Source organism: Roseovarius nitratireducens (assembly GCF_002925845.1).
GTDB lineage: Bacteria > Pseudomonadota > Alphaproteobacteria > Rhodobacterales > Rhodobacteraceae > Roseovarius > Roseovarius nitratireducens.
In genome coordinates, this window is the sequence record NZ_PDNI01000053.1 from 1 (window position 1) to 24,822 (window position 24,822).

General features: G+C 66.3%; 27 protein-coding genes and 1 pseudogene. 14 read left to right on the top strand and 14 right to left on the bottom strand.

Annotated features, from left to right (window positions below):
* Positions 1-147: 147 nt before the first annotated feature.
* The 5 genes from CRJ03_RS09395 to CRJ03_RS09415 are packed head-to-tail and all read right to left on the bottom strand — an operon-like array spanning position 148 to position 3,667.
* Positions 148-1,035: an MBL fold metallo-hydrolase gene (locus CRJ03_RS09395; RefSeq protein ID WP_104018649.1), complete on the bottom strand. Its 888-nt coding sequence runs from the start codon at positions 1,033-1,035 to the stop codon at positions 148-150.
* A gap of 25 nt (positions 1,036-1,060) precedes the next feature.
* A complete protein-coding gene (locus tag CRJ03_RS09400) occupies positions 1,061-1,450 on the bottom strand; it encodes a rhodanese-like domain-containing protein (protein WP_104018619.1) in 390 nt (129 codons plus the stop codon).
* A gap of 39 nt (positions 1,451-1,489) precedes the next feature.
* Positions 1,490-1,954: a CoA-binding protein gene (locus CRJ03_RS09405; protein ID WP_104018620.1), complete on the bottom strand. Its 465-nt coding sequence runs from the start codon at positions 1,952-1,954 to the stop codon at positions 1,490-1,492.
* Position 1,955: 1 nt separating this feature from the next.
* Complete coding sequence (locus CRJ03_RS09410; RefSeq protein ID WP_104018621.1) at positions 1,956-2,321, bottom strand: 2Fe-2S iron-sulfur cluster-binding protein; 366 nt, start codon at positions 2,319-2,321, stop codon at positions 1,956-1,958.
* Positions 2,318-3,667: a selenium-binding family protein gene (locus CRJ03_RS09415; RefSeq protein ID WP_104018622.1), complete on the bottom strand. Its 1,350-nt coding sequence runs from the start codon at positions 3,665-3,667 to the stop codon at positions 2,318-2,320. Before CRJ03_RS09415 ends, CRJ03_RS09410 begins: the two co-directional genes overlap by 4 nt.
* A gap of 80 nt (positions 3,668-3,747) precedes the next feature.
* Between CRJ03_RS09415 and CRJ03_RS09420 the strand changes: the two genes are divergently transcribed.
* Positions 3,748-4,491, top strand: a complete 744-nt coding sequence (locus tag CRJ03_RS09420; RefSeq protein ID WP_104018623.1) for an IclR family transcriptional regulator — start codon at positions 3,748-3,750, stop codon at positions 4,489-4,491.
* A 166-nt stretch (positions 4,492-4,657) separates the two neighbouring features.
* Here the strand turns inward: CRJ03_RS09420 and CRJ03_RS09425 are convergent, their stop codons facing one another.
* Complete coding sequence (locus CRJ03_RS09425) at positions 4,658-5,542, bottom strand: LysR family transcriptional regulator (RefSeq protein ID WP_104018624.1); 885 nt, start codon at positions 5,540-5,542, stop codon at positions 4,658-4,660.
* Between the two features lie 199 nt (positions 5,543-5,741).
* Between CRJ03_RS09425 and CRJ03_RS09430 the strand changes: the two genes are divergently transcribed.
* The 4 genes from CRJ03_RS09430 to CRJ03_RS09445 all read left to right on the top strand — a co-directional run bounded on the left by CRJ03_RS09430 (position 5,742) and on the right by CRJ03_RS09445 (position 9,379).
* Entirely contained in the window at positions 5,742-6,731 is a 990-nt protein-coding gene (locus CRJ03_RS09430; protein WP_104018650.1) for a type 2 periplasmic-binding domain-containing protein, read from the top strand.
* A gap of 63 nt (positions 6,732-6,794) precedes the next feature.
* Complete coding sequence (locus CRJ03_RS09435) at positions 6,795-7,298, top strand: TRAP transporter small permease (RefSeq protein WP_104018625.1); 504 nt, start codon at positions 6,795-6,797, stop codon at positions 7,296-7,298.
* Between the two features lie 3 nt (positions 7,299-7,301).
* Positions 7,302-8,603: a TRAP transporter large permease gene (locus tag CRJ03_RS09440; RefSeq protein WP_104018626.1), complete on the top strand. Its 1,302-nt coding sequence runs from the start codon at positions 7,302-7,304 to the stop codon at positions 8,601-8,603.
* Positions 8,579-9,379: an alpha/beta fold hydrolase gene (locus tag CRJ03_RS09445; protein WP_104018627.1), complete on the top strand. Its 801-nt coding sequence runs from the start codon at positions 8,579-8,581 to the stop codon at positions 9,377-9,379. Before CRJ03_RS09440 ends, CRJ03_RS09445 begins: the two co-directional genes overlap by 25 nt.
* A 27-nt stretch (positions 9,380-9,406) precedes the next feature.
* Here CRJ03_RS09445 and CRJ03_RS09450 read toward each other — a convergent pair whose 3' ends face one another.
* The 5 genes from CRJ03_RS09450 to CRJ03_RS09470 are packed head-to-tail and all read right to left on the bottom strand — an operon-like array spanning position 9,407 to position 14,501.
* Positions 9,407-9,652 (bottom strand): DUF2484 family protein, encoded by a 246-nt coding sequence (locus CRJ03_RS09450; protein WP_104018628.1) that lies wholly within the window; start codon positions 9,650-9,652, stop codon positions 9,407-9,409.
* The gene (locus CRJ03_RS09455; RefSeq protein WP_104018629.1) at positions 9,649-10,839 is read right to left on the bottom strand and encodes an APC family permease; all 1,191 of its coding nucleotides are present in this window, start codon (positions 10,837-10,839) and stop codon (positions 9,649-9,651) included. The genes CRJ03_RS09450 and CRJ03_RS09455 overlap by 4 nt, the downstream gene beginning before the upstream one ends.
* A 6-nt stretch (positions 10,840-10,845) precedes the next feature.
* Complete coding sequence (gene murC / locus CRJ03_RS09460; protein ID WP_104018630.1) at positions 10,846-12,243, bottom strand: UDP-N-acetylmuramate--L-alanine ligase; 1,398 nt, start codon at positions 12,241-12,243, stop codon at positions 10,846-10,848.
* Positions 12,244-13,341, bottom strand: coding sequence for a UDP-N-acetylglucosamine--N-acetylmuramyl-(pentapeptide) pyrophosphoryl-undecaprenol N-acetylglucosamine transferase (locus tag CRJ03_RS09465; RefSeq protein ID WP_104018631.1), 1,098 nt, complete (start codon positions 13,339-13,341; stop codon positions 12,244-12,246).
* A complete protein-coding gene (locus CRJ03_RS09470; protein WP_104018632.1) occupies positions 13,338-14,501 on the bottom strand; it encodes a peptidoglycan glycosyltransferase FtsW in 1,164 nt (387 codons plus the stop codon). The genes CRJ03_RS09465 and CRJ03_RS09470 overlap by 4 nt, the downstream gene beginning before the upstream one ends.
* Positions 14,502-14,628: 127 nt before the next feature.
* On the opposite strand from CRJ03_RS09470, the gene CRJ03_RS09475 reads away from it, so the two are divergent.
* Positions 14,629-15,816 carry a BaiN/RdsA family NAD(P)/FAD-dependent oxidoreductase gene (locus CRJ03_RS09475; RefSeq protein WP_104018633.1) on the top strand — a complete coding sequence of 396 codons (1,188 nt, stop codon included), beginning with the start codon at positions 14,629-14,631 and terminating at the stop codon, positions 15,814-15,816.
* Between the two features lie 264 nt (positions 15,817-16,080).
* On the opposite strand, the gene CRJ03_RS09480 is transcribed toward CRJ03_RS09475, so the two are convergent.
* Positions 16,081-16,815 carry a FadR/GntR family transcriptional regulator gene (locus CRJ03_RS09480; RefSeq protein ID WP_104018634.1) on the bottom strand — a complete coding sequence of 245 codons (735 nt, stop codon included), beginning with the start codon at positions 16,813-16,815 and terminating at the stop codon, positions 16,081-16,083.
* Positions 16,816-16,901: 86 nt separating this feature from the next.
* On the opposite strand from CRJ03_RS09480, the gene CRJ03_RS09485 reads away from it, so the two are divergent.
* From CRJ03_RS09485 to CRJ03_RS09515, 7 genes are all read left to right on the top strand, one after another.
* The gene (locus CRJ03_RS09485; protein ID WP_104018651.1) at positions 16,902-17,636 is read left to right on the top strand and encodes a DUF2182 domain-containing protein; all 735 of its coding nucleotides are present in this window, start codon (positions 16,902-16,904) and stop codon (positions 17,634-17,636) included.
* Positions 17,637-17,657: 21 nt separating this feature from the next.
* The gene (locus CRJ03_RS09490) at positions 17,658-18,287 is read left to right on the top strand and encodes a DUF1326 domain-containing protein (RefSeq protein ID WP_104018635.1); all 630 of its coding nucleotides are present in this window, start codon (positions 17,658-17,660) and stop codon (positions 18,285-18,287) included.
* Entirely contained in the window at positions 18,287-18,802 is a 516-nt protein-coding gene (locus CRJ03_RS09495) for a DinB family protein (protein WP_104018636.1), read from the top strand. The genes CRJ03_RS09490 and CRJ03_RS09495 overlap by 1 nt, the downstream gene beginning before the upstream one ends.
* Complete coding sequence (locus CRJ03_RS09500) at positions 18,799-19,911, top strand: dimethylsulfoniopropionate demethylase (RefSeq protein WP_104018637.1); 1,113 nt, start codon at positions 18,799-18,801, stop codon at positions 19,909-19,911. Before CRJ03_RS09495 ends, CRJ03_RS09500 begins: the two co-directional genes overlap by 4 nt.
* Before the next feature lie 105 nt (positions 19,912-20,016).
* Positions 20,017-21,012 (top strand): acryloyl-CoA reductase, encoded by a 996-nt coding sequence (gene acuI, locus CRJ03_RS09505; protein ID WP_104018638.1) that lies wholly within the window; start codon positions 20,017-20,019, stop codon positions 21,010-21,012.
* 57 nt (positions 21,013-21,069) lie between these two features.
* Positions 21,070-21,576: a GNAT family N-acetyltransferase gene (locus tag CRJ03_RS09510; protein WP_104018639.1), complete on the top strand. Its 507-nt coding sequence runs from the start codon at positions 21,070-21,072 to the stop codon at positions 21,574-21,576.
* Between the two features lie 186 nt (positions 21,577-21,762).
* Positions 21,763-23,040, top strand: a complete 1,278-nt coding sequence (locus CRJ03_RS09515) for a tyrosine-type recombinase/integrase (RefSeq protein ID WP_240611628.1) — start codon at positions 21,763-21,765, stop codon at positions 23,038-23,040.
* Between the two features lie 269 nt (positions 23,041-23,309).
* On the opposite strand, the gene CRJ03_RS09520 is transcribed toward CRJ03_RS09515, so the two are convergent.
* Positions 23,310-23,492 (bottom strand): Rid family hydrolase, encoded by a 183-nt coding sequence (locus CRJ03_RS09520; RefSeq protein ID WP_104018640.1) that lies wholly within the window; start codon positions 23,490-23,492, stop codon positions 23,310-23,312.
* Between the two features lie 23 nt (positions 23,493-23,515).
* Here CRJ03_RS09520 and CRJ03_RS09525 point away from each other — a divergent pair.
* A pseudogene (locus CRJ03_RS09525) lies at positions 23,516-23,620 on the top strand (IS5/IS1182 family transposase); the annotation flags it as partial.
* Between the two features lie 392 nt (positions 23,621-24,012).
* Here CRJ03_RS09525 and CRJ03_RS09530 read toward each other — a convergent pair.
* Complete coding sequence (locus CRJ03_RS09530) at positions 24,013-24,630, bottom strand: DUF1989 domain-containing protein (protein ID WP_104018641.1); 618 nt, start codon at positions 24,628-24,630, stop codon at positions 24,013-24,015.
* Positions 24,631-24,822 lie beyond the last annotated feature (192 nt).

Sequence of the window (24,822 nt, forward strand, 5' to 3'; positions counted from 1 at the left end):
ACCATAAATCGCGCCGCACAAACCGAACTGCGCCCACCCGGCGGTCGGGCGCTGCGCGGCTCATCAACCGTTGTACGGAACGACCCCCCAAAGGCCATCCCCCCACAGTCCCGATCCGCCACAACCCACAAGCCGGGCATAAAGCAGTCACTTCAGCGCGTTGATCGGCACCTTCAGCGTCATGTTGCCCTGGCCGTCGCTGGGCATCTCGCCCGCCCGCATGTTGACCTGGATCGACGGGATGATGAGCTTGGGCATCGACAATTGCGCGTCGCGTTCGGTGCGGAAGCGCACGAATTCTTCCTTCGTCTTGCCGCCGCCCACGTGGATGTTGCTCTCGCGCTCCTCTGCAATCGTGGTTTCCCACGCGATCTCGCGCCCGCCGGGGCCGTAATCGTGGCAGATGAAGAGGCGCATGGCGTCGGGCAGGCTCAGCACCTTTTGTATGCTGTCATAGAGCGCGCCCGCGTCGCCACCGGGGAAATCGGCGCGCGCCGAGCCGCCATCGGGCATGAAGAGCGTGTCGCCAGCAAAGGCCGCGTTGCCGATGACATGGACCATGCAGGCGGGCGTGTGGCCCGGCGTGGCGATGGCAAAGCCCTGCATGTCGCCAATGGTATAGGTGTCGCCATCCTCGAACAGCGCGTCGAATTGGCTGCCGTCGCGCTGAAACTCTGTGCCCTCGTTGAAAATCTTGCCGAACGTGTCCTGCACCGCGATGATCCCGGCCCCGACGCCGATCTTGCCGCCCAATTTCTCCTGGATATAGGGGGCCGCCGAGAGGTGATCGGCATGGACATGGGTCTCGATGATCCATTCGAGGGTGAGGCCACGGTCCTCCACCGCCGCGATCAGCCGGTCGGCGCTGTCGCTGGCGATACGCCCTGCCGCGTAGTCGAGGTCGAGCACACTGTCGATGATCGCGCAGGCCTTTGTGGCCGGGTCCGTCACGAGGTAGGAGATCGTGTTGCTCGCATCATCGAAGAATCCCTCGACCTGCGGTTCCACGTTCATGTTCACCGGGTAGTCCGTCATCATCCCCTCCCCATTCAGGTCAGTGTCATTCGAGCGGGCCATCCGCCTTTTTCCACGCCGCGATCCCGCCGCGCAGGTTGATCACGGGCCTGAGCCCCATCTCCATCGCGACCTGGCCTGCGAGCGCCGAGCGCCCGCCGCTGGCGCAGTAGAACACATAGGTCTTGTCCTGATTGAATTCAGGCTTGTGCGCGGGGCTTTCGGGGTCGATGTGGAACTCCATCATCCCCCGCGACGAGGCGACGGCGCCGGGGATCATCCCGGTCTTCGCCTGCTCGGTGCCGTCGCGCAGATCGACGAACACATGGGTCTCGCTGCCCACCAACGGCAGCGCCTCCTCGACGCTTATCTCGGGCACGGCGTCCATCGCCTGTTTCACGATGTCCTTGGCGCTCTTGGTGATGGTCTGCGGCATGGTCGGTTTCCCTTCCCGGACGGTATCAGATCGCCCGATTCAGATCGTGAGGTCGAGGCGGGGCTTCCAGAACGGGCGGAACAGCTCGATCTTGGGGCAGCGGTTCATCACCACTTTCAGTCCGGCCTCTTCGGCCAGCGCCGCGGCGCGGTCGTCATAGACGCCGATCTGCCCCCAGAGAACTTTCGCGCCGATGGCAATCGCCTGTTCGGCGATGGCATGAAACTCCTCTTTCGGCCGGAACACCTCGACCATGTCCACGGGCCGACAGATGCTGGCGAGCGAGGGGTAGACCTTTATACCGCGTATCTCGGTCACGTTGGGGTTGGGGTTGACCGGAATCATATCATATCCGGTCTCGTGCAGCACGCGCAGCACCCCGTAGCTGAACTTGGTCTTGTCGGCACTCGCCCCCACCATCGCGATGGTCTTTACCGATTTCAGGATGTCGGAGAGATACTCCTGATCGTAGTCGTAGCGGTCATCAAGCGCGGTTACTGGCATGTCAACGCTCCTTGGGTGTGGCTATGTCCGCCTTGAGCTCGTGCGGCTCCAGCGGGTCGAGGAATGGGTTGCGGTAGAGCCGGTCGTGGCTCTCGACGCCGATCTCCAGGGTGATGTCGGTGACGGCGCGCGCCACGCAGAGGATGACATAGCCATTGGCGACCTGCCGGTTGTTGAGCGCAACCTGCCGACGCTGATCGACCTCGCCCGCCGTGAGCCGGGCCGCGCAGGTGATGCAGCCGCCGTATTTGCAGCCATAGGGCAGATCGACGCCCTGCTCGCGCAAGGCATCGAGCAGCGGACGGCGCGCCTCTACCTGGTAGGTGGCATTGCCGCGATTGGCGATGGTGACGGTGCGCGTGGTCATAGCCAGATGTCGCTCGTGCAGTCGCCGCCCGGATAGCGCGCCTCGTGGCAGCGGGATGGGCCGTTGGGCTCCTTGCCGAAATCGACGATGAAATCGGGGTTGAGTGTCATGCCGCCGTTCTCGGGGTCGCAGTCGATCATCACCATCACCCCGCCCTTCTCGCGGATCGCGGGGTAGAACTGATTGTCCCATGTCGAGAACAGCGAGGTCGTGACGTAGAGCCGCCGCCCGTCCAGCGAGAGCTGGAACATCTGCGGCCCGCCCGCCATCTCGACGCCGTTGACCACCGGCGCACGGCCCAGCAGACCGCCCATCCAGACCTGGCCGGTGAGCTTTGGGTTGTGCGGGTCGGAAATATCATACTGGCGCATGTCGCCGTGCAGCCAGTTGTTGATGTAGAGATAGCGATCATCCATCGACACCAAGAGCGCAGACATCACGCCCGGCACGGGAATGGGCCAATCGGGGTGCGGCTCGTTGGCCACGTCGATGATCTTTTCCCATTGCCATTTGCCGGCCTCGTCCTTCCACCAGTGGATGACGTTGGTCGAAAGCGCGGCGCAGCAAAAGCCGTGGGTGCTATCGGGATCGTGGTGAAACTTCACCTCCAGCGGGATGAGGCCATCCTCGCCAAGATACATGGACTGAATGGGTTCGCGCTTCTCGAAATCCCAGAAATGCAGCTCGCGCCCGTATTTAAGGTGCCCCACCTCCTCGAGATCGAAGCCCGGCATGAAGGTGTTGGGTGCGGCCCATTCCGAGGACACCATGATGTTGTGGCGCGGCTGATACCAGAAATCGTAGCCGAACTTGATGTCGCCCATCGAGTTTTCCCAGCGGCCGACGATGTCGAAATCCTTGTTGAGATGCAGGTAGCCGCCGGGCGCCTCGCCCTTGGCATCGCCCAGGAACGAGATGATGATTTCCGACCCCAGGCAATGCACGGTATGCGGCCCTGAAAGGTCGGCCTTGGCCTTGATTTCCGCGCCGTCGATCACCTTGTGCAGGCGCGGCGCGCGCGGGTCGGTGGCGGTATCGACCACGTGGATGTTGTTGGACCGCACGCCGGGCAACAGCAGGTATTTGCGCGCCATGCTCGAATCGTCAAAGCAGGACGAACAGGCGTTCCAGCCCATGTGGTGCAGCTCATCCCCGATGCCCGGCATTTCCAGCCGGTGAATGACCTGAGAATAGGTCGGACTGTCGGGATCGACATCCACGGTGGCGAGGTAATCCGGCTTCTGGATGCCGGTGCCGGTGTAGATCGCGATCGTATAAAGCAGCTTTTCGCGCGGGGCCTTTATCGCCTCCGCGGGGCTGGCATAGCCCGGTCCGCAACATTCCATGAGAATCTCCCCCCTGTTCGCCTTGACTTCTCCTAGCAAATTTCAAATGGTGAGACAAACGTTCATTTTGTGAGACAGCTATGCATCTCGAAAGACTGACAAGCCTGCTGGAAACCGTGGCCATCGCGGGCCGGGCCGTGAGCGCCCCGGAAATCCAGCAGGCGACGGGCCTGCCGCGCCCGACCTGCTACCGCCTGCTGCAATCGCTGGCAGAGCACCGCCTGCTCGACGAGCCAGAGCCGGGGCGGTTCCTGATCGGCGAGCGGCTGGTGCGGCTGGCGCTCTTGGGCCAGACGGATGTGGACGCGAGCGCCGTCGCCGCGCCGACGCTGCGCGAGGCCGCCGACCAGTTCGGCGAGGCGGTGTTCCTGTCGCGGTTCCGCAACAAGGGGGTCGAGATCATCCATGTCGAGACCCCGCAGGATGCCACGCGCTCTTTCGTGCATCCCGGCCTCGGCTTTCGCCCGATGCATGCCTGTTCGTGCTCCAAGGTGATCGCCGCCTTCGCCGAGGACGGGTTTCGCGAAGAGATCCTGAACGGCCCGATGCGCCGCTACACCCCGCAGACCAAGCACGACCCGGAGGCGCTGCGCACGGAGTTCGAGGATATCCGGATGACCGGCTATGCCGAATGCATGGAGGAGATCGAGGTGGGCGTCTCATCGGTGGCCGCGCCGATCCGCATCGGCAATATCGGCGCCACGTTCAGCATCGGCGCGACGGGGCCGGTGCGCCGCTTCACCGCGCGGCGGCGCGCCGAGATCGGCCGCGACCTGCGCGACCATGCCGACAAGGTGGCGCTCGCGCTTCAGATGCATGGGTAGGGGGCGACCGGGGGATGGGGGCGGTTGGCCTTGAGTCGCCGTAGGCCGTCAGTTTCGGGTGACCCGCACAGCAAGGTAAGTTCAAGAAAGTTTAAAACTTTCTTGAACGGAATCTTTTCAAGATTCCGTTTTTCAACGTCGGCTTCAGACCCGACCTGACCCCCCTTCAGAACCGCTCCCACAGCAGACGCCCGGTCTCGTCCAGCCGCTCGGGCGAGCAAAAGAGCGAGATCGTCATCGTCGCGGTCCAGTCGCGCCCACCCATGCGCACCAGCGTGCCGTCCTCCAGCTCGCGCGCGATGGAAAACTCCGGCAGCCACGCCAGCCCCGCCCCCTCAAGCGCGCGCCGCTTGAGCGCCTCGGCCAGCGCATCCATGTAGCGCAGGTTGAGCGCGGGGCGTCGGTTGCCGATGGTCTGGTCCACCACCGTGCCGAGAAACGTGTTGGGGTCATAGCTCAGATACGGCACCTCGCGTCCGGCCACACCGGGCAGAGCCCAGCCGTGCCGCGCGGCGGCGGCGTGCTGCGCCACGGGGATGAGCCGCTCCTCGCAGATGTCGCGGCGCTTGAACCGGGTCTCGTCAAGGATCGGGGCGACGTCCTGATGGCGGTAGTAGAGCAGGAATTCGCAGCCGCCCTCGCTCAGAAGCTGGCAACACGCGGTCAGGCTGTCGGACATCACCCGCGTGCGCATCTCGGGGTAGTCACGCTCGAACTCGGCCATGCGCGGTTGCAGGAAGTTGACCGAGATCGCGTGCAGCGCCGCGATGCGCTGAAAGGTGGTATGACCGCGCGCACGCTCGCGGATCGCCTGCCGCGTGTCGGTGAGATCGGCCACCGTCTGCTGTGCCACCGGCAGGAATTGCCGCCCCGCCTCCGACAATTGCACCGGATAGTTGGCCCGGTCGATCAGCGGCACGCCGATCCAGTTCTCCAGCGATCGGATACGGCGGCTGAAGGCCGATTGGGTGATGTTGCGCTCTTCCGCCGCGCGGGTGAAATTGAGCGTGCGCCCGAGGCAGACGAAATCGCGCAGCCAGTTGATGTCCATGCCCGCCAGACTGCGCGAGACCGGCGTGTCATGCAAGATCGGAATAGTTTGATGAGATGTTTGAATTGGCCGACTCGCGCGGCCCTGTCCTAGCGTCTTCATCATGGGTCCGGCGGGCGCACAGGCGACGCGCCCCGGGGCCGCAACGATGATGAAGGCCGCAGGAACGGCCTCGCACCACACCAACAAGGAGACCGACATGACATTTCCCATCAAAGGCCTGATCGCCGCCACCGCGCTGGGTACCACCATTGCAGCGCCTGCCGTGGCCGAGACCACGATCCGCCTCTCGACCTACGTCAACGAGGCCGATATCCGCTATGACGGGTTCGTCCATTTCGCCGATCTGGTCGCGGAAAAGACCGGCGGCAGCGTCGAGGTGCAGATTTTCCCCTCGGCCACGCTGCACGGCTGGTCCGAAGGCGTGGACGCCGTGCAGGGCGGTGTCTCGGACATGAGCTGGATTCCCGCCGATGACCGCCTGCCCTGCTACCGCGTCACCTCGCTCTACCCCGTGGCTGTCGATCTGGAAGGCCAGATCGAGATGGACGCCGCCTATGCCGACCTGGTGCGCGACGAGGCGGCGACCGTCAATCTCGTGCCGGTCTTCAACTCCAACTATTCCTATGACCAGGAATGGTGGTTCGAGGGCGGTATCGACGATCTCGGCAATCTCGACGGCAAGCAGGTCCGCTCCATCGGCCCGCTGGTCAGCCTGATGATCGAGACATGGGGCGGCGCGCCGGTCTTTGTCGCGCCCAAGGAGGTGTTCCAGTCCGCCGAGCGCGGCGTGGTCGACGGCATCAACATGGGCGTCGCCACCTATTCGAGCTGGAAGCTGTGGGACGTGATGCCCTACATGGTCAACGCCAACCTCTTTTACGGCAACATCCAGTACATGATGAACAAGGAAAAGTTCGACTCGATGACCGCGGACGAACAGGCCGCCGTTATGGAGGCCGCGCGCGAGACCGAGGAATGGCTCAAGCCCCGCTACGAGGACTGGGTCGATCAGCGCGTCGGCACCGCGGTGATGAAGGGCGGCGGGGCCGCCGTCTCGATCAGCCAGGACAAGCGGATGGAGCTTATCGACAGCGTGCAGGGCACCTGGAACGAAACGGTGGACGCGGCCTGCGGACCAGAGCTTGCCGGCAAGATTCGCGATCTCTTCGCGCAGCACGCGCCTTGATCCGATAGGTGCCGCTGCCCGCGCGGCGGCACCCGCCTCGTTTCTGGCAAAGGGAGGCTTGCCATGCAGACCGATCTCGACCGTTTGATCGGCCATGTGGAACGCGCCGTCGTGTGGCTCGCGGCCGCCGGGGCCGTGGTGGTGCTCGTGCAGATGGTGTGGATCAGCTACGGCGTCTTCACCCGCTACGCGCTCAATGCGCCTGACCGGATGGTCACCGAGGCAACCGCGCTCCTGCTGTTCCCCGTGGCCTTTGCCGGGTTGGCCTATGCCATGCGCGAGGATGCCTATCCCAAGGTGACGATGCTGACCGACACGCTGCCCCCCGCCGGGCGCAAGGCGGCGGCGATCGTCAACCTGTGCGTCATGCTGGCGGTGGGCCTGTTCTTCTCGCTCGCAGGCGTCAGCGCCACGATCCGCTCGTACAACTCGGGCGCCTCGTCGGAAATCCTGCTCTGGCCGCGCTATGCGTTCTGGGCCCCGGGCGCGCTGGCACTGGTGCTGTTCTCGATTTACGCGGGCCTGCGGCTGATCCGGCTCATCCGCACCCCGGCGCGGGAGGTCTGAGCGATGGAATGGTATGAAGTCGGCCTCGGCCTCCTCGGCCTCTTGATGTTGCTCATCGCCATCGGCCTGCCGATCCCCTTTGCGCTGGCGGCCGCCTCGCTGCCCTTCCTGTGGCAGATCCAGTCGTTTGATACCTCCATCGTCTCGGCGGAGTTGAAGCTGTGGGGCGTGTGGATCGACTATATCCTCTTGGCGGTGCCGCTCTTCGTCTTTCTCGGGGAATTGATCGGCAAGTCCAACATCGGCCCAAATCTTTACCAGTTCCTGCACCAGGGCGTGCGGGTGCGTGGCTCGGCGGCCTATGGCTCGATCGGGGCCTGCGCGGGGTTCGGCGCGGTCTGCGGGTCGTCCATGGTGGGCGCGCTCACCATCGGCGGCGTGGCCCTGCCCGAGATGCTGCGCCTGGGATATGGCAAGCGGCTGTCTTCGGGCGTGCTGGCGGCGGGCGGCACGCTGAGCGTGCTCATTCCGCCCTCGCTGATCCTGCTGTTCTACGGCATCGTCACCGACCAGAGCATCGGTGATCTGTTCATCGCGGGGGTCATTCCCGGGCTCATCCTCGTCACCTCCTTCGCGCTGGTGATCCTCGTCTGGGGCATCCTGAGACCCGGCGACATCCCCGACCGCGAGTCGGCGGTGAAGATGGGGATCGTTCAGATCGCCGCCACCGTGGCCCCCATCGCGCTCATCGGCCTCGTGATCACCGTGGCGATCTACGCGGGCATCGCCACGCCGACCGAGGCGGCGGCGGTGGCGGCGCTGCTGACCGTGATCCTCGCCTTCGGCGTGGGCGGGCTCAAATGGCAGGGCTTTACCGACGCGCTGTTTGCCACCATGCGGACGATGGGCTATCTCGGGCTTCTGCTGTCGGCGGGGGTGCTCTTTGGGTTCGTGCTCACCTATTACCGGGTGCCGCACGAGTTCACCCAGCTTTTCCTCAGCTTTGATCTGTCGCCATACGTGGTGCTGGCGATCGTGCTGATCTTCTACATCGTGCTGGGGATGTTTCTCGAGCCGGTGTCGATGACCTTCATCACCCTGCCCACGATCTACCCGCTGATGGCTTCCGCCGGGTTCGACCTGATCTGGTTCGGCGTGGTCTACACGATCACCATGGAAATCGCCGTGCTGACGCCACCCGTGGGCCTGAACCTCTACGTGATCCAGGGCATCGGGCGCGGCGAGGTGACCATCGGCGACGTCATCATGGGCTGCCTGCCGTTCATCGCGGCGCTGGTGCTGCTGATCGTCATCCTCATCCTCGTGCCGGAGACCGCGCTGTGGCTGCCAGATCAGATGCGCTAACGAGCCGAACCGGCCTGAGCTATCGCCGCGCGGGCCGCGGCGCGCCGCTGGTGCTGGTGCATGGCTACCTTGGCGGGGCCGGGCAATGGCAGGGCGAGATCGACCGCTTCGCCGACCGCTTCGACGTGATCGCACCCGACCTGCCCGGCTTTGCCGGCTCTGCCGCCCTGCCCCCGGCGAACCGCATCGCGGACTTCGCGGCGACCTTGGTCGCCCTGCTGGATGAGCTGGGGCTGGGGCGGATCACCCTGCTGGGGCATTCGATGGGCGGCATGATCGTGCAGGAACTGGCCGCCACCCACCCCGCGCGCATTGCGCGACTGGTTCTCTATGGCACCGGCCCGCTGGGCGCGATGCCCGACCGGTTCGAATTGCTGGAGACCTCCCGCGCCAGCATCTGCCGCGACGGTGTCGCACGCACCATCCGGCGGATCGGGGCCACATGGTTCCGCGAAGGCAAGGCGGCAAGCGGATTCGAGATCGTGGCAACGCTGGGCGCGCAGGCAAGCGAGCCGGCAGCACTTGCCGGGCTGGACGCGATGGATCTCTGGGACGGGCGCGGCGCGCTCGACCGGCTGACCATGCCGACGCTAGTGCTGTGGGGGGACCGCGACAAATCCTACCGCTGGCCGCAGGTCGAGACGCTGTGGCAGGGCCTGCCCGATGCCGCGCTGGCGGTGATCCCGGGCACGGCCCATGCCGTGCACCTCGAGAAACCGGCGCTGTTCCACGCGATGCTGGAGGACTTCCTCGACCAAGGGGGCGGTGCGGGCTGAGACAGCGACGCCGCTACCCCGGCTTTTTCAACCCAACTGCTGCCGCAGCCAGCGCGCGAGATAGATAACCGGCCAGCGCAGCACGCTCATCCCCGCCGCCAGAACCAAGAGGCCCAGCCACGGCCCGTGCTGCCACGCCACCAGCCCCAGCACCGGCACGCCCAGCGCAATGAGCGCGTAGGCGCGCCGCCAGTGGTTGTCGCGGCTTGGCAGCATCGCCAGAACGTTGGCCGCCAACGCCCAAACGCAGGCGAGGATCAGCGAGGCGGTCATGACGCGCCTCCCACGAGGCTCGCGCTCAGCGCGGCAAGGGCCGCGAACAGGCCAAAGACCGGCACCGCCATGGGCACCCTGAACGCGGCCTCGGGGCTTGTACGCTTCATCGCGATCAGCGCCGCATTGACCAATACGAACACACCCAGAAGCAGCGACGAGGTGAGCCCGGCAAGATCGGCCACCGGCAACAGCAGCGCGCCCGCGATGACCGCCACGCCGATCAGCAGCGTCGCGCGCAACGGCGTGCCGAAGCGGGGATGCGCGTGGTGAAACCCTGCCAGCGCCGGGCTGCGGCGCCCGAGGCCAAAGAGCACCCGGCTCGCCATCACCATCTGCGCCAGCACGCCGTTCAGCGCCGCCGCCACGGCGATCAATGACAAGAAGGCCGCACTGCCACCGCGCCCCGCCTGCCACACGAGCGCCAGCGGCTGTTCGCTCGCGCCCAGCGTGGCAAGCGGCACCGCACGCACCGCCGCGATGCTGACCAGCGCGTAAAGCGCGCTCGTGATCGCCAGTGACAAGAGGATCGCGCGCGGCAGGATACGTTCGGGCTCGCGCACCTCCTCGGCCATGTTGACGATATCCTCGAACCCGATGAAGGCGAAGAAGGCCAGCACCGCCGCCGCGATCACTCCCGACCAGACCAGCTCGCCCCCCGCCTGCCAGTCGGGCGCGGGCGTTGCGGTAAAGCCCGCGAACATCACCAACGCGAGGCCCGCCACCTCGACCACGGTGAACAGGGCCGCGACAGCGAGGCTTTCCAGAACGCCCAATATCGCCACGCCCATCAGTACCAGCCCCAGAACGATGACCGACGGCCCGAACGGCAAGCCCGTCACCGCCCCGAGATAGCCCACGCCACCACGAAGGACGGCAGCGGCGGACACGGTCCCGGCCGCCACGATGGCGAGCCCGACCAGCGTGCCGAGCCAAGGCAGGTTGAGCCCCTTGGCGACGAACACCGCCTCGCCTGCCGCCTCCGGCAACCGCGTGGAAAACTCGGCATAGCTCAGCGCCGTGGGGGCGGCGATCACGCCCGCCAGAACAAAGGCCAGTGGCGCCCAGATCCCCGCCTCCGCCGCGACCGCCCCCACGAGCACGTAGATCCCCGCGCCGACCATGACACCCACGCCGTAGGCGGTCAGCAGTCCCAGACCGATGCGGCGTTTCAGGATCTCTGCCATGCCCGTCTAGCCCGCCAGCCGCGCGGGAAGGCCACCGGCCCATGCGCTGATCGTACCGGCGCCGAGGCACACCACCATGTCGCCGGGCCGCGCCTCGGCGCGCACGAGGCGTTCCAGGTCATCCTCCGAGCCGATGGCCACCGCGTGGCGGTGGCCATGCCGAGTAAGCCCCGCCACCAGATCATCACGCGTGGCGCCCGGGATCGGGTCCTCTCCGGCGGCATAGACATCGGCGATGCCCACGACGTCGGCCTCGTTGAAACACCCACAGAAATCGTCGAACAGGGATGAGAGCCGCGAATAGCGGTGCGGCTGATGCACGGCTATGATGCGCCCCTCCGTGGCCTGCCGCGCGGCGCGCAACACGGCGGCGATCTCGACCGGGTGGTGGCCGTAATCGTCGATCACCGTCACGCCATTCACCTCGCCCACGCGGGTAAAGCGGCGGTTGACGCCGCCAAAGCTCGCCAGCGCGTCGCGGATCGCGTCGCGCTTCATGCCCAGATGCCGCGCTACCGCCACGGCGGCCAGAGCGTTGGAAACGTTGTGATCGCCCGGCATTGGCAGGCTGCACCCGTCGATCATCCGGCCCTCGGCCTGGAGCGCCACGTCGAAATGCGCCACGCCCCGCTCATAGCGCAGGTTGAGCGCGCGCACATCGGCCTGCGCGTTGAAGCCGTAGGTCAGCACCCGCCGGTCGCTGATCCGGCCGACCAGCGCCTGCACCTCCGGGTGGTCGGTGCAGCACACGGCGAGGCCGTAGAACGGGATGTTGGAGACGAAATCGTAAAACCCCTGCCTCAACGCATCGAAATCGCCCCAGTGCTCCATGTGCTCGGGGTCGATATTGGTGACGATGGCGATCGTCGCGGGAAGCCGGTTGAAGGTGCCGTCGCTCTCGTCGGCCTCGACCACCATCCATTCCCCCTGCCCCATCCGCGCGTTCGATCCATAGGCGTGGATGACGCCGCCGTTGATCACCGTCGGGTCGATCCCACCCTTGACCAGCAGTTCGGCCACCAGCGTCGTCGTCGTGGTCTTGCCATGCGTGCCCGCCACCGCGATGTTGGACTTGAGCCGCATGAGTTCCGCCAGCATCTCGGCGCGGCGCACCACCGGCAGGCCGCGCCTGCGCGCCTCGTCCAGTTCGGCATTGCCCGGCTTGATGGCCGAGGAGATCACCACCACCTCCGCGCCGTCGAGGTTCTCCGCCCGCTGCCCCTCGAAGACACGCGCGCCCATGCCCTTGAGCCGCTCGGTGATCGGCGTCGACTTGAGGTCGGACCCCTGCACCTCGTAACCGTGGTTGAGCAGCACCTCGGCGATGCCCGACATGCCGATCCCCCCGATCCCCACGAAATGGATCGGGCCGACATCCGTCGGTAGCTTGGTGGCTGCATTCATCTATTCTGCCCTTCTGCCTGCGAGGTCCTCGACCAAGTCGGCCAATCGCTGCGGGGCATCGGGGCGCCCCTGCGAGAGCGCCGCCTGCGCCATCATCCCCGCGCCCTGCGCGTCGCCCAGAACGGTGGCGATCTGCGCCGCGAGGCTCCTCTCGTCAAGCCGGTTCTCGGGAATGCGGATCGCGCCGCCAGCCTCGACCAGGCCGCGCGCATTGGCGGTCTGATGATCGGCGGCGGCGGCGGCGTAGGGTATGAGGATGGCGGGCCGCCCGATGACGGAAATGTCGGCGATGCTCGACGCGCCCGCGCGGCTGATGACAAGCTGCGCCTCCGACATCCGGCGCGGCACGTCGCGAAAGAACGGCTGCACATCGGCATCGACACCCGCGCCCGCGTAGGCGCGAGTCACGCGCTCGATGTCCTCGTCGCGTGCCTGATGGCTTACCCGGATGTTGCGCAGCATCGCCTCGGGCAGCGCCGCGATCGCCGCCGGCACCACGTCGCTGAGGATGCGCGCACCCTGGCTACCGCCGATCACCAGGACCGACATCGGGTAGTCGCCCGGCGGGATATAGGGCGCGCCCGCCCGTTCGATCACCGCCGCGCGCACCGGGTTTCCGACATGCTCGCCCCGCGCGCCCTTGGGCAGGTCGGTGGGCCAGATGCCGCAGGCCACCACGTCCACCCGCGGCGCGAACACCCGGTTCACGCGGCCCAGAACGCCGTTTTGCTCGTGCACCATGCGCGGACGGCGCAATAGCCACGCCGCCGCCAGCGCCGGGATCGTCGGGTAGCCGCCAAAGCCCACCACCGCGTCCGGCCGCTCGCGCAGCATCCGCAAGCTCGCCCCCAGCACGCCCCCCGCGATATGCAGCGGCGCCAAGAGCTTGTTGACGATCCCGCCGCGCGCGAAGGTGGCGCTCGCCACCTGCTCGATCTGCACCGAATGCGGAAACCCGCCGACGAACCGCGCGCCGCGCGCATCCGTCGACAGCCGCACCCGCCAGCCGCGCCGCAGCATTGCCTCGGCCAGGGCCTGCGCCGGAAACATGTGCCCGCCGGTGCCGCCCGCCGCGATCAACAGAAGCGGTGCACTCATCGCCGCCCCCGCAGGATATCGCCGATCTGCCCTTGCGGTCGTGTCCGGGTGAGCGCCAGCAGCATCCCCACCGCCAGCCCGGCGGCCACGATGGACGAGCCGCCATAGCTCACGAAGGGCAGCGTCATGCCCTTGGCGGGCAAGAGCCGCACGGCAACGCCCATGTTGATCATCGCCTGTGCGCCCAGCATCGCTACCAGCCCGGTGCCCGCCAGCCGGATGAACGGGTCGCGCTCGCGGATCAGCCGGAACAGCGAGCGCAGCACGATCACCGAATAAAGCGCGATGATCGCCAGCACGAGGACGAGGCCGTACTCTTCGGCCGCCACGGCGATGATGAAATCGGTATGCGCGTCCGGCAGGCTCCATTTCACCTGCCCCTCACCGACGCCGACGCCGAAGAACCCGCCCTCCTGGATCGCGTTGGTGGCAAAGCCGATCTGCGTGGTCGGATCGACCTCGGCGCTGAGAAAGCCGTCGATGCGGCGCGCGAAATGCTCGGAATGGGAATAGGCGAAGCTCCCCGCGAACACCACCAACCCGGCCATCGCCAGAAGCAGCAGCACCGGCGCGCCGCTCACGAACCAGATCACCCCCCAGCCGAACAGCACCAGCGCCGCCTGCCCGAAGTCCGGCTGCATCGCCAGGAACCCGAGGATCGCCACCATCAACCCGAAGGACCACAGCCGCCCGGGCGGCCCGCCGATTTCCTGGCTCGCGGCCATCATCCACGCCGCCGCCACCACGAAGGCGGGCTTGAGAAATTCCGAGGGCTGCACGCTGGCAATGCCGAGGCTGTACCACCGCACCGCGCCCTTGCCGAAATCGGTGCCGAACACCGGCAGCAGCATCACCGCCACCAGCGCCGCGAGAAAGCCCAGAACCGCCAGCCGCCGCACCGTCTCGGGGCGCATCATCGAGACCACCATCATCGCCATCAGCGCGAAGCCGCCGAACACCATCTGACGCTGCACGTAGTGGAACGGCGCGAACCCGTTCTCCTCGGCCAGCGGCACCGAGGCCGCGAGCCCCAGGAGGATGCCGATGGCAAACAGCATCAACACCGAGAAGAACGACCAACGGTCGATCGTGCGCCACCATTTGGGGAGAACGGGATCCTCGTCCCGCAGGGGCACAGCCCCATAGACCATTTCCGTCATCTGCCTGCCGCCTCGATGCCATGCGCCCCTTTGCGGGGTCTGTCTTGCAAGTGTACCCGGAATCGACGCCCGAGACCAGAGAGAACCCCCCTTGCCTTTGCGCGGGATTTCGCGTCTCAGGCGGGGCATGACACGGGCTATCGACACGCTCATCCTCGGGGCCGGCGCGGCGGGCATGATGTGCGCCGCCCATGCCGGCGGGCGCACGCTCGTCATCGACCACGCACGCGCACCGGGCGAGAAGATACGCATCTCCGGCGGCGGGCGGTGCAACTTCACCAACCTGCACACCGCGCCTGAAAATTTCCTGTCCCAGAACCCCCATTTCTGCAAATCGGCGCTGGCGCGCTACACGCAATGGGATTTCATCGACCTCGTCGAGCGGCACAGCATCGCCTGGCACGAAAAGACGCTTGGGCAGTTGTTCTGCGACGGGCGGTCCACGCAGATCGTCGGGCTTCTGGTGGACGAGATGCGTCGGGCGGGGGCAGAGTTGTGGCTCTCGACGCGACTCTGTGACCTGGGCCATGACGGCGACCGTTTCCACGCCACACTCGAACGCGAGGGTGCGCAGCAGGCCGTCACCGCCCGCAACCTCGTGCTGGCCACCGGGGGCAAGTCGATCCCCAAGATGGGCGCGACGGGGATGGCCTACGACATCGCCCAACGCTTCGGGCACGCGCTGACCGAAACGCGCCCCGCGCTGGTGCCGCTCACCTTTTCCGACGCGCCCTTCGTGACGCTTTCAGGCACCGCCCTGCCCGTCCGCGCGTCCTGCGACGGGGCGTCATTCGAAGAGGCGGCGCTCTTCACCCATCGTGGCCTCTCGGGCCCGGCGATCCTGCAAATCTCGTCCTATTGGCGCGAGGGGGCCGAGATCGCCCTCGATCTGGACCCCGAGGGCACGCTCTTGGAAACACTGCGCGCCGAACGGCAGCGGCAGGGACGGCGCAACCTCACCACCGCGCTGTCGCAGCATATGCCCGGCAAAGTCGTCGCTCATCTCGCACCCACTCTCAGGCTTGCGGGCAACCTCGCCGATCAGTCCGACGCGCGGCTCTCAGACATCGTGGGCGCGCTGCGCAACTGGCGGCTCCGGCCCACGGGAAGCGAGGGCTACCGCACCGCCGAGGTAACGCTCGGGGGCATCGACACAGGGGGCCTCAGCTCCGCCACGATGGAATCGCGCCACCTGCCCGGCCTCTACGCCATCGGCGAGGCGGTGGACGTAACCGGCTGGCTGGGCGGCTACAATTTCCAGTGGGCCTGGGCATCGGGCTGGGCGGCGGGTCAGGCGATCTCGGCGCGGGCGTGAGGGGCTGGATCTGAAGCGGGCGTTGAGGTGAGCCGCGCATCGACGGGCCGCGGCGCGGCGATCCAAAGCTGTTTCTAAGGCGCTTGATGGCGGCAAAATCCGAAAAAGACTTCAGCGGTGCGCAGGTTGCAGACAAATCGCCGTGCCGGGGGCAGCCCGGCGATGCGCGGCGGCGCGCCAAGGCGCGCCTCGATTCCGCGCAGGTGTGCCAAAGGCCCAACGACCGCGCCAGACCCCTTGCCGACCCCGAATTTCCCCGACGCCCTACCCCTTGGGCCGCGCCCTTGCCGCCATCACGTCCCGGCCGAGGGTCAGCGTATAAGCCTCCAACTCGCTCAACGCCGCTTGCGCCGCCTCGGCCTCGTTCCCCTCCAGCGCATCCGCGATCCGGGTGTGAAAGCCCAGGATTGCCTCGCGCGACCGCGCCGTGAAGGTGATCATGTTCATCAAGGGCTGCATCGCCTCAACCGCACCTGCCAACTGGTAGGACAAAACCGGATTGGCCGCGCTGTCCACCAGCGCGCGGTGAAAAGTGACATCGGAGGCGCAGAAGCTCTCGTCCGACAGCCCCGGCTGCCCCTGCCGGTGGATTTCCGCCCGCATGGTGGCCAGCGTGTCGGGCGTGCGCCGCAGGGCGGCGAGCGGCGTGCAGGCGCGCTCCAGCGCGTAGCGCGCCTCGCAGGCGACATCAAAGCTGATCGCGTTCATCGACAGCAGAAGCGTCGAGGTGGTGATATGCTGGCCATAGGCGTCGGGATAGTTCAGCCGGTTGACGAAGGCCCCGCCGAACGCGCCCCGCGCGGTGCGGATCAGGGATTGCGCCGCCAGCCGTTTGAGCGCCTCGCGCACCGTGGGGCGCGACACCTCGAAGTGATCGGCCAATTCGGCCTCGGACGGAAGGCGCTCGTCCACGATGAGCCGCCCGGCCACGATCTCCTCGCGGATGGCCCCGGCGATCTGCGCCGAGAGGTCGGCCTTGTTATCGGGATCAATTTTCATTTGTCTTACATTTAAATGTCTGACAATTTATTCGTCAAGAGACGAGTCGCAGGGAGAGAGCGATGATCGCGGCATCGGTCAGGCGAATGGGAGGCGCGCACTGGCTTGCACTCTACGCGCTGATCCTCGGCGCTTGGGGGCTGCTCTACGCGATGGCCCTGCCCGCCGCGCTGCGCGAGGGCGCGGTGATCTACGGCACCGATTTCCTGCGCAGCCTGTGCATCGTCACGCCCGATGCCGCCGGATTCGCGCGCATCATCCTGATGTGGGCGCTGATGTCGGCGGCGATGATGGCGCCCACCGCGCTGCCAGCCTTCGCCACCTACGAGGATCTGGGCCACAGCGCCAAGACGCGCCTCGGCGCGCTGGTGGCGGGCTATCTCTCCGTTTGGCTGGGATTCTCGGTGCTCGCGGCGGGCGCGCAGATGGCGCTGTTCAACGCGGGGCTGCTGACGGCCTTCGGCGACAGCCGCTCCGGCGTCCTGTCGGCGGCGCTGCTGGCGCTGGCCGGGGCCTATCAGTTCAGCCCCGCCAAGGAGGCGTGCCTGTCGAAATGCCGCCGCCCGCTGGTGTTCTTCATGGCCCATTGGGACGAGGGGCCGCTGCGCAACGGGCTTCGGCTGGGCCTCGTGTGCCTCGGCTGCTGCTGGGCGCTGATGGCGCTGGCGTTTGTCGGCGGGGTGATGAACCTCGCCTTCATGGGGCTGGCAACGGTGATCATGGTTCTGGAAAAGCTGCCCAACCTGGGGCGGTATCTGACACGGCCCCTCGGGGTGGTGCTGCTCTGCGCCGCGCCTTGGGTTCTGTTCACAACGATCTGAAAACACGAAGGAGACCGGAAAATGGCGTTGGACACGGTGGGCACGGTGCCCTGGACGATCAAGGGAGAGCTGATCCTCAACTGCAACTGCACGGTGTTCTGCCCCTGCGTGGTCAGCCTCGGCAAGCATCCGCCCACCGAAGGCTACTGCCAGGCATGGTCGGGCGTGCGCATCGACGAGGGCCACTACGGCGATACGGACCTTGGCGGGCTGAACGTCGGGCTGATGCTGGAAATCCCCGGCCTGATGGCGCGCGGCAACTGGAAGGCCGCAGCCTATATCGACGAGCGCGCCAGCGACGACGCCTACGAGGCGCTGGTCAACATCTTCTCGGGCCGCGCGCGCGGCACCACGGGCCTGTTCGGCGTGCTGGTCAGCGAATTTCTGGGCGCCGAGCGCGCGCCGGTCGTGTTCGAGACCGAAGGCAAGGCACGCCGCCTGATGGTGGGCAAGAAGATCCAGGGCGAGGTGGTGCCCGTCGAGGGGCATGGCGGCCAGGATATCGTCGTCACCAATACCGAGTACTGGATGGGCCCCGACATCACGGTCGCCACCGCCACCAAGGGCCGCGTGCGCGCATTCGGCCGGGTCTGGGATTTCGACGGCCGCAGCGCGGAAATCTGTCAGATCGACTGGAAAGGGCCGCGCTGATGATGCTGACGGCGGATTATGTCGCGCTGATGGCGCGCTATAATGCGTGGCAGAACGCGCAACTCACGCGCGCCATCGACGGGGTGAGCCTCAAGCTGCTGACCGAGGATCACGGGGCCTTCTTCGGCTCCATCCTCGGCACGCTCAACCACATCCTCTGGGCCGACCGCATCTGGCTGCACCGCCTTGGCGTCGAGGGCACCCGCCCCGAGGGTGGCATCGCAGAGAGCACGACGCTCACCCCCACCGGTGCGGCGTGGAGCGCCGCGCGCTTTGCCGTCGATGGGCGGATCGGCGCATGGGCGGGACGGGTGCACAGCATCGACCTCACCGGCAACCTGACTTGGTATTCCGGGGCATCCGGGGCCGAGGTCACACGGCCCGTGGCGGCCTGCGTCGCCCATCTGTTCAACCATCAGACCCATCACCGCGGGCAGGTCCACGCGATGCTGACGCGCGCGGGGCTGACGGCGCCGGTCACCGACATCGTTTTCATGCCCGAGGAGGCACAATGAACGCACCGCTCCTGTCGCTGTCGCGCCGGTTGCGCCGCACGCCCTTTTCCGACGGGGTCGAGGCGGCGGGGGTCAAGGCCTACACGGTCTACAACCACATGCTGTTGCCCACTGTCTTTCGCTCCATCGAGGAAGACTACCGCCACCTCAAGGAGGCGGTGCAGGTCTGGGACGTGGCCTGCGAGCGGCAGGTCGAATTGCGCGGCCCCGATGCGGGCCGCCTGATGCAGATGCTCACCCCCCGCGACCTGCGCGGCATGACGCCGGGACAGTGCTATTACGTGCCCATCGTCGACGAGACGGGCGGCATGCTCAACGACCCGGTGGCGGTGAAACTGGCCGAGGATCGCTGGTGGATCTCGATTGCCGACTCGGACCTTCTCTACTGGGTGCGCGCCACGGCACACGGCTGGCGGCTCGACGTGCTGGTCGATGAGCCGGATGTATCGCCGCTGGCCATTCAGGGCCCGCGCGCCGATGACCTGATGGCGGCGGTCTTTGGTGACGCGGTGCGCGATATCCGCTTCTTCCGCTTCGGCGTGTTCGACTTTCTCGGCCGCGACATGGTGATCGCGCGCTCGGGCTATTCCAAGCAGGGCGGGTTCGAGATCTACGTGGAAGGCGGCGACCTCGGCATGCCGCTGTGGAATGCGCTGATGGAGGCCGGGAAGGAGTGGGACGTGCATGCCGGGTGCCCCAACCTGATCGAGCGGATCGAGGGCGGATTGCTGAGCTACGGCAACGACATGACCGACGACAACACGCCCCATGAATGCGGGCTGGGCCGGTTCTGCAACACCCACACGGCGATCGGCTGCATCGGGCGCGACGCCCTGCTGCGGGTGGCCAAGGAAGGCCCGGTGCAGCAAATCTGCGCCATCGCCATTGAGGGCGGCGCGGTGCCACCCTGCCGCGAATGGTGGCCGGTCCTGTCGGAAAAGGGCAAACGCGTGGGGCGGATCAGCTCCGCCGCGTGGTCGCCGGATCATCAAACCAACGTGGCCATCGGCATGGTGCGCATGACCCATTGGGACGCAGGGAGCCAGTTGCGCATCATGGCCCCGGGTGGCGAGCGGCGCGGGGTGGTGCAGGACGGGTTCTGGGCCTGAGCGGTCCTTGAGCGCGGGAGTGAGGGGCCAGCCCCTCACACTCCCCGGAATATTTCTGGCAAGATGAAGCAGGGGGCTGGCCCTGCGATCGGGAAGGAGAGCGATATGTTCAACGCATTGGTCGTCGAGAAGGACGAGGAGAGCGGCAAGACATCCGCAGCGGTGAAGGAGATTTCGGTCGAGGACCTGCCACATGGCGAGGTTCTGGTCGCGGTCGACTATTCCACGGTGAATTACAAGGACGGGCTCTGCATCGGGCCGGGCGGCGGCCTCGTGCGCAAATATCCGCATGTGCCGGGCATCGACTTCGCCGGGACCGTCGAGGAGAGCCACGACGACCGCTACAAGCCCGGCGACAAGGTGGTGCTCACCGGCTGGCGCGTGGGCGAGGCGCATTGGGGCGGCTACGCGCAAAAGGCGCGAGTTCTGGCCGACTGGCTGGTGCCGCTGCCCGAGGGGCTGGACACGCGGTCCGCGATGGCCGTGGGCACCGCAGGCTTTACCGCGATGCTGGCGGTGATGGCGCTGGAGGATCACGGGCTTGCGCCCGGGCACGGCCCGGTTCTGGTCACCGGGGCCGCAGGCGGGGTCGGATCGGTGGCGACCGCGATCCTGGGGCATCTGGGCCACGAGGTGGCCGCCGTCACCGGTCGCCCCGATCAGGAGGACTATCTGCGCGGCTTGGGTGCCAGCCAGATCGTCGCCCGCGAGGATCTGACCGACGTGACGCGCAAGCCGCTGGAAGCCGAACAATGGGCCGGTTGCGTCGATGCGGTGGCGGGCGCGATGCTGGGCCGGGTGCTCAAGCAGATGAAATACGGCACGTCCGTGGCCGCCATCGGCCTTGCCGGCGGGGCGGCGATCGAGGGCGCGCTGATCACGCCCTTCATCCTGCGCGGCGTCAACCTTCTGGGCATCGACAGCGTCATGCAGCCCTATCAAAACCGCCTGCGCGCCTGGCAGCGGATCGCGCGCGATCTGCCGATGGACAAGCTCGAGGCGATGGTGCAGCCCGCCACCCTCTCGGACCTGCCCGCGCTGGGGCGCGATATCCTCAAGGGGCAGGTCAGGGGCCGCGTTGTGGTCGATGTAAACGCCTGAGCCTTGCCAAGCAACGCGCCCCCCGCTAGCCATGGGACAAGCGGGGAGCCAGGCATCATGGATACCGGGGTGGAGATCACCATCCGATACGCGCGCGACGCGGATTTCACTGCGCTGTGGCCTATCCTGCGCGGCGTGATCCGCGCCGGTGACACCTATACCATAGAGCCCGGCCTCACCCGCGAGGCGGTGCGCGCGCTCTGGATGGAGGTGCCGCGCGCCACCTACGTGGCCGAGATCGCGGGCGAGGTTCTGGGCACCTATTACATCAAGACCAATCAGCCGGGCGGCGGCGCGCATGTCTGCAACGCGGGCTTCATGGTGAGCGAGGCGGCGCGCGGGCGCGGCCTCGCACGGGCGATGTGCCTGCATTCGCAGGACGAGGCGCGCGCCATGGGCTACCTCGCGATGCAGTTCAATTTCGTGGTCGAGACCAATCGCGGCGCCATCGCGCTGTGGGAGGATCTGGAGTTTGAGACGGTGGGCCGCCTGCCGCGCGCGTTTCAGCATCCCACCGAGGGCCTCGTGGATGCGCGGGTGATGTACAAGTGGCTCGGGGATTGATCCGGGTACAGGCCGCCGCCCGGCCCGGCATGGTGACCCTCATGGCTTCAACCACAAGGCCTCAACCACGAGGCCTCAACCACAAGGCCGTGGTGCGGGCGGCCTGCGTGGAAGTCTTGTCCGATACCGTCCAATGCTGTTGGCCGCGCGCTTTAGGCGCGCCAACCTTTCGCCGGGGTCTGTCCGATGCCGTCCGGCGGGGACCGGCCCGGCGTGACGCAATCCGACGTCACGGTGGCGGACCAGATGGCGGACCAGATGGCGGACCAGATCATGGGGAACCTCACCGCGGTAGCGATCCGCAAGGCCGGGCCGGGCAGGCTCGGCGACGGCAAGGGCCTCGAGCTGCACAAGGGCGACGGCGCCGGAAAGTGGGTGTGGCGCTATTCCTTCGCGGGCAAACGGCGGCAGATGGGGCTTGGCACCTGGCCGGATGTGAGCCTTGCCGACGCGCGCGCCCAGCGCGACAAATGGGCGTCGGTGCTCACCCAGGGGCGCGATCCGATCACTGAGCGGCGCGCCGAGATCGAGGCCGCCCGGGCCGAGATCGAGCGCGACGATCCAACACTCGAGACGCTGGCTCGCGACGTACTCGAGTCGCGCAAGGCAACGCTCAGAAACGATGGCAAAGCGGGCCGATGGCTCTCACCGTTGGAGCGGCACATCTTCCCGAAGATCGGCCGCAAGCCCATCAGCACCATCCGACAGCACGACCTCAAGGCCGTGCTCGCCCCGATCTGGCGGACAAAGCACCCCACTGCCGAGAAGGCGATCCAGCGGCTTCGAATCGTGTTCCGGCAGGGCAAGCTCATGGGCTACGACTGCGACCCCTTCACCGTCGAGGCGGCGCAGCACATGCTTGGCGCAGTGATCCACACGCCGGAGCCCATCCCGGCTACACCGTGGCAGGACATCCCTGACCTCTTCGCGCGGCTCGAGGGACGCGGCACCACCGCCGCCTGCCTCCGCTTCATGATCCTGACGCTGGTGCGCGCCTCGGGATGTCGCGGCGCACGCTTCTACGAGATAGAGGGCGACGTGTGGACCGTGCCCGCCGAGCGCATGAAGGGTCAGGTGGGCAAGGTGCGGGATTTCAGAGTGCCGCTATCAGACGCCGCGATGGAGATCGTCGAGGCGCGCAGGGCACTCGGCGGGGACTACTTGTTCGCGGTCTACAGCGGCAATCCCGTGAGCGATGCTGGCCTCTCGAAATTCATGCGCGACATGGGCGAATCTGGTCGGCCGCACGGGTTCCGAACCAGCTTCCGAACTTGGGTCCAGGACACCGATGCGACAGGCTGGGAAGTCTCGGAAACGGTGCTCGCCCACACCATCGGCGGACGGGTGGAGCGGTCATACGCCCGCTCTGACATGCTCGAGCGTCGCCGCCCTGTCATGCAGGCTTGGGCGGATTACGTGACGGTTGCGACCGGTGCCGCAAACGTCGTGCGGCTAGGGTGCTAAACGCTTATGCACTCAAACTGGAAATTGTGGTGGGGAATCTTAAGCGTGGGGCTACGGTTCGCGGTGTGGCCGCGAGCTATGGGCAGGGCAACGTGAACACCATCGCCAGAATCGAATTTAGCACAATCACGAAGAATGTGGGTTCATAAAATTTCGCGTTTCTACTCACCCAGCTCGAGGCAACCCCTGCAAGCGCTGTCGGGCAAGGCGACAATGTGCTGGCTTCCCCACCGGTGGACGAGCGGATCGAGCGATTGCCCGCGATCCGTTCAGGGTCTCACCGCAACGACTTCGATTTCGACCAGCCAGGCCGGGTTGGCAAGGCCAGCCACCTCGAAGACGGAGCGGGTGGGCAGGTCGGGCTGCTCTTCCGTTCCGAAGTGCTGGATGTAGCCTTCCATGAAGCCGGAAAACTCTCGCCAACGGCGGTAGAAGGTTCGGGGGCGGACCACTGGTTCCGGGTGGATGAAAGTTCAGTGGCAGGTCAGCCGCAACCCGCTACGACAAGACCGCCGAGAGCTTCCTCGGCTTCATCGACATCACCTCGATCCGTCTATGGATACGCCATTTGTCAACATGACCTAGGAGGTGAGTGACGAGGCAGACCGAAGCGAAGATCGAAGTCCAGACAAAACCCAGCTTGGGGACAGTCGAACCTCCGTCGTTTTGCTACACATTTTGCTACACGCAAAATATTACAATTCATTAAATTCAATATGTTAGATAACGTGTCCTGACAGATTGATGCCTGCCGGTCGCCACCACTTCTGAGCTGGTTAACGCGCAACGTATCTTGGAAGCCGGATTACGGAACCGGACCTCTTACCCGTCCCGCCAGCCGCGGCATTGGCGTTTTGCGGACTACTGCGACAAGCTAGTCGGGCTCCTGAAGGCACTCGTGGCCATCAACACGTCGATTTGCCGCGCTGAGCCTCCGCGTTTGCGAGAGCCGTGATTTCGCAGGTCGCTTGCTCAGGCGGTCCGGGGCAGGACGCGATAATGCGCCTCTGTCGGACAGCAGGCCGCGCCATTGATCGGAAGGATGTCCTGCGGACAGGCCGACATCGCCACCACGCAATTCATCCGGGCCCGCAAGATGACGTAGTCGCCGGGGCGCGACAACGGCTCTCCCCAGCTGGTGGTTCCGTCCTCCGCCACGGGAATGTTCATCCAGAGGTTCAGCGGACTCGGACACTCGCGGATATCGATACCGATCCGCCGCATGGCAGCGAACAGATTGTCGGTACAATTGTCGTGATAGTCGCTACAGCCCAGAAGCCCGTAGCGGTAATCGTCACAGGCAGCGATCAGCGTGTCATGCCGGCCCGGAGAGGTGTCTTCTTCCATCGTCATGATCGGGCGGCGCCGGTTCGTGATGAGGGCATCCCCCTTTCCGGGCCACAGCTTGCCCAGAGTCGGGCGCATGTGCTCGTTCGAGAGGAACTCTTTGGTATCCTCGGCATTGAAGACCCAGGTGTCGACAACCTGGGCACCATGAGTATTGATGATCTGGATGGCCTCGCCCGCCGAAAGCCGCGCGGCCCGACCACTGCGAGCAGGAAGCGTAATGCGTTCAGGTTCGCCCGACATCGTCCCCTCCAATCAACTTATCGGATCAGTCTAGATCAGGTTCTTCACGCGAGGGCAAGTCGGGCTCTCTTCGTTTTGGCAGGGTCGCGATGTGTCCCATCGCGCTCAGTATCAGCAATACAGGCACCAGACTTCTTCGGACGGGGCCGCACCGGATTGACGTGGCGCATGGCCTTTCGGTGCCCTGTCCGC

Excerpts from the sequence above, each read along its gene's own strand:
- CRJ03_RS09395 (WP_104018649.1), bottom strand. The coding sequence starts at position 1,035 with ATGACGGACTACCCGGTGAACATGAACGTGGAACCGCAGGTCGAGGGA.
- CRJ03_RS09400 (WP_104018619.1), bottom strand. The coding sequence starts at position 1,450 with ATGCCGCAGACCATCACCAAGAGCGCCAAGGACATCGTGAAACAGGCG.
- CRJ03_RS09405 (WP_104018620.1), bottom strand. The coding sequence starts at position 1,954 with ATGCCAGTAACCGCGCTTGATGACCGCTACGACTACGATCAGGAGTAT.
- CRJ03_RS09410 (WP_104018621.1), bottom strand. The coding sequence starts at position 2,321 with ATGACCACGCGCACCGTCACCATCGCCAATCGCGGCAATGCCACCTAC.
- CRJ03_RS09415 (WP_104018622.1), bottom strand. The coding sequence starts at position 3,667 with ATGGAATGTTGCGGACCGGGCTATGCCAGCCCCGCGGAGGCGATAAAG.
- CRJ03_RS09420 (WP_104018623.1), top strand. The coding sequence starts at position 3,748 with ATGCATCTCGAAAGACTGACAAGCCTGCTGGAAACCGTGGCCATCGCG.
- CRJ03_RS09425 (WP_104018624.1), bottom strand. The coding sequence starts at position 5,542 with ATGGACATCAACTGGCTGCGCGATTTCGTCTGCCTCGGGCGCACGCTC.
- CRJ03_RS09430 (WP_104018650.1), top strand. The coding sequence starts at position 5,742 with ATGACATTTCCCATCAAAGGCCTGATCGCCGCCACCGCGCTGGGTACC.
- CRJ03_RS09435 (WP_104018625.1), top strand. The coding sequence starts at position 6,795 with ATGCAGACCGATCTCGACCGTTTGATCGGCCATGTGGAACGCGCCGTC.
- CRJ03_RS09440 (WP_104018626.1), top strand. The coding sequence starts at position 7,302 with ATGGAATGGTATGAAGTCGGCCTCGGCCTCCTCGGCCTCTTGATGTTG.
- CRJ03_RS09450 (WP_104018628.1), bottom strand. The coding sequence starts at position 9,652 with ATGACCGCCTCGCTGATCCTCGCCTGCGTTTGGGCGTTGGCGGCCAAC.
- CRJ03_RS09455 (WP_104018629.1), bottom strand. The coding sequence starts at position 10,839 with ATGGCAGAGATCCTGAAACGCCGCATCGGTCTGGGACTGCTGACCGCC.
- murC (WP_104018630.1), bottom strand. The coding sequence starts at position 12,243 with ATGAATGCAGCCACCAAGCTACCGACGGATGTCGGCCCGATCCATTTC.
- CRJ03_RS09465 (WP_104018631.1), bottom strand. The coding sequence starts at position 13,341 with ATGAGTGCACCGCTTCTGTTGATCGCGGCGGGCGGCACCGGCGGGCAC.
- CRJ03_RS09470 (WP_104018632.1), bottom strand. The coding sequence starts at position 14,501 with ATGACGGAAATGGTCTATGGGGCTGTGCCCCTGCGGGACGAGGATCCC.
- CRJ03_RS09475 (WP_104018633.1), top strand. The coding sequence starts at position 14,629 with ATGACACGGGCTATCGACACGCTCATCCTCGGGGCCGGCGCGGCGGGC.
- CRJ03_RS09480 (WP_104018634.1), bottom strand. The coding sequence starts at position 16,815 with ATGAAAATTGATCCCGATAACAAGGCCGACCTCTCGGCGCAGATCGCC.
- CRJ03_RS09485 (WP_104018651.1), top strand. The coding sequence starts at position 16,902 with ATGGGAGGCGCGCACTGGCTTGCACTCTACGCGCTGATCCTCGGCGCT.
- CRJ03_RS09490 (WP_104018635.1), top strand. The coding sequence starts at position 17,658 with ATGGCGTTGGACACGGTGGGCACGGTGCCCTGGACGATCAAGGGAGAG.
- CRJ03_RS09495 (WP_104018636.1), top strand. The coding sequence starts at position 18,287 with ATGATGCTGACGGCGGATTATGTCGCGCTGATGGCGCGCTATAATGCG.
- CRJ03_RS09500 (WP_104018637.1), top strand. The coding sequence starts at position 18,799 with ATGAACGCACCGCTCCTGTCGCTGTCGCGCCGGTTGCGCCGCACGCCC.
- acuI (WP_104018638.1), top strand. The coding sequence starts at position 20,017 with ATGTTCAACGCATTGGTCGTCGAGAAGGACGAGGAGAGCGGCAAGACA.
- CRJ03_RS09510 (WP_104018639.1), top strand. The coding sequence starts at position 21,070 with ATGGATACCGGGGTGGAGATCACCATCCGATACGCGCGCGACGCGGAT.
- CRJ03_RS09515 (WP_240611628.1), top strand. The coding sequence starts at position 21,763 with ATGCCGTCCGGCGGGGACCGGCCCGGCGTGACGCAATCCGACGTCACG.
- CRJ03_RS09530 (WP_104018641.1), bottom strand. The coding sequence starts at position 24,630 with ATGTCGGGCGAACCTGAACGCATTACGCTTCCTGCTCGCAGTGGTCGG.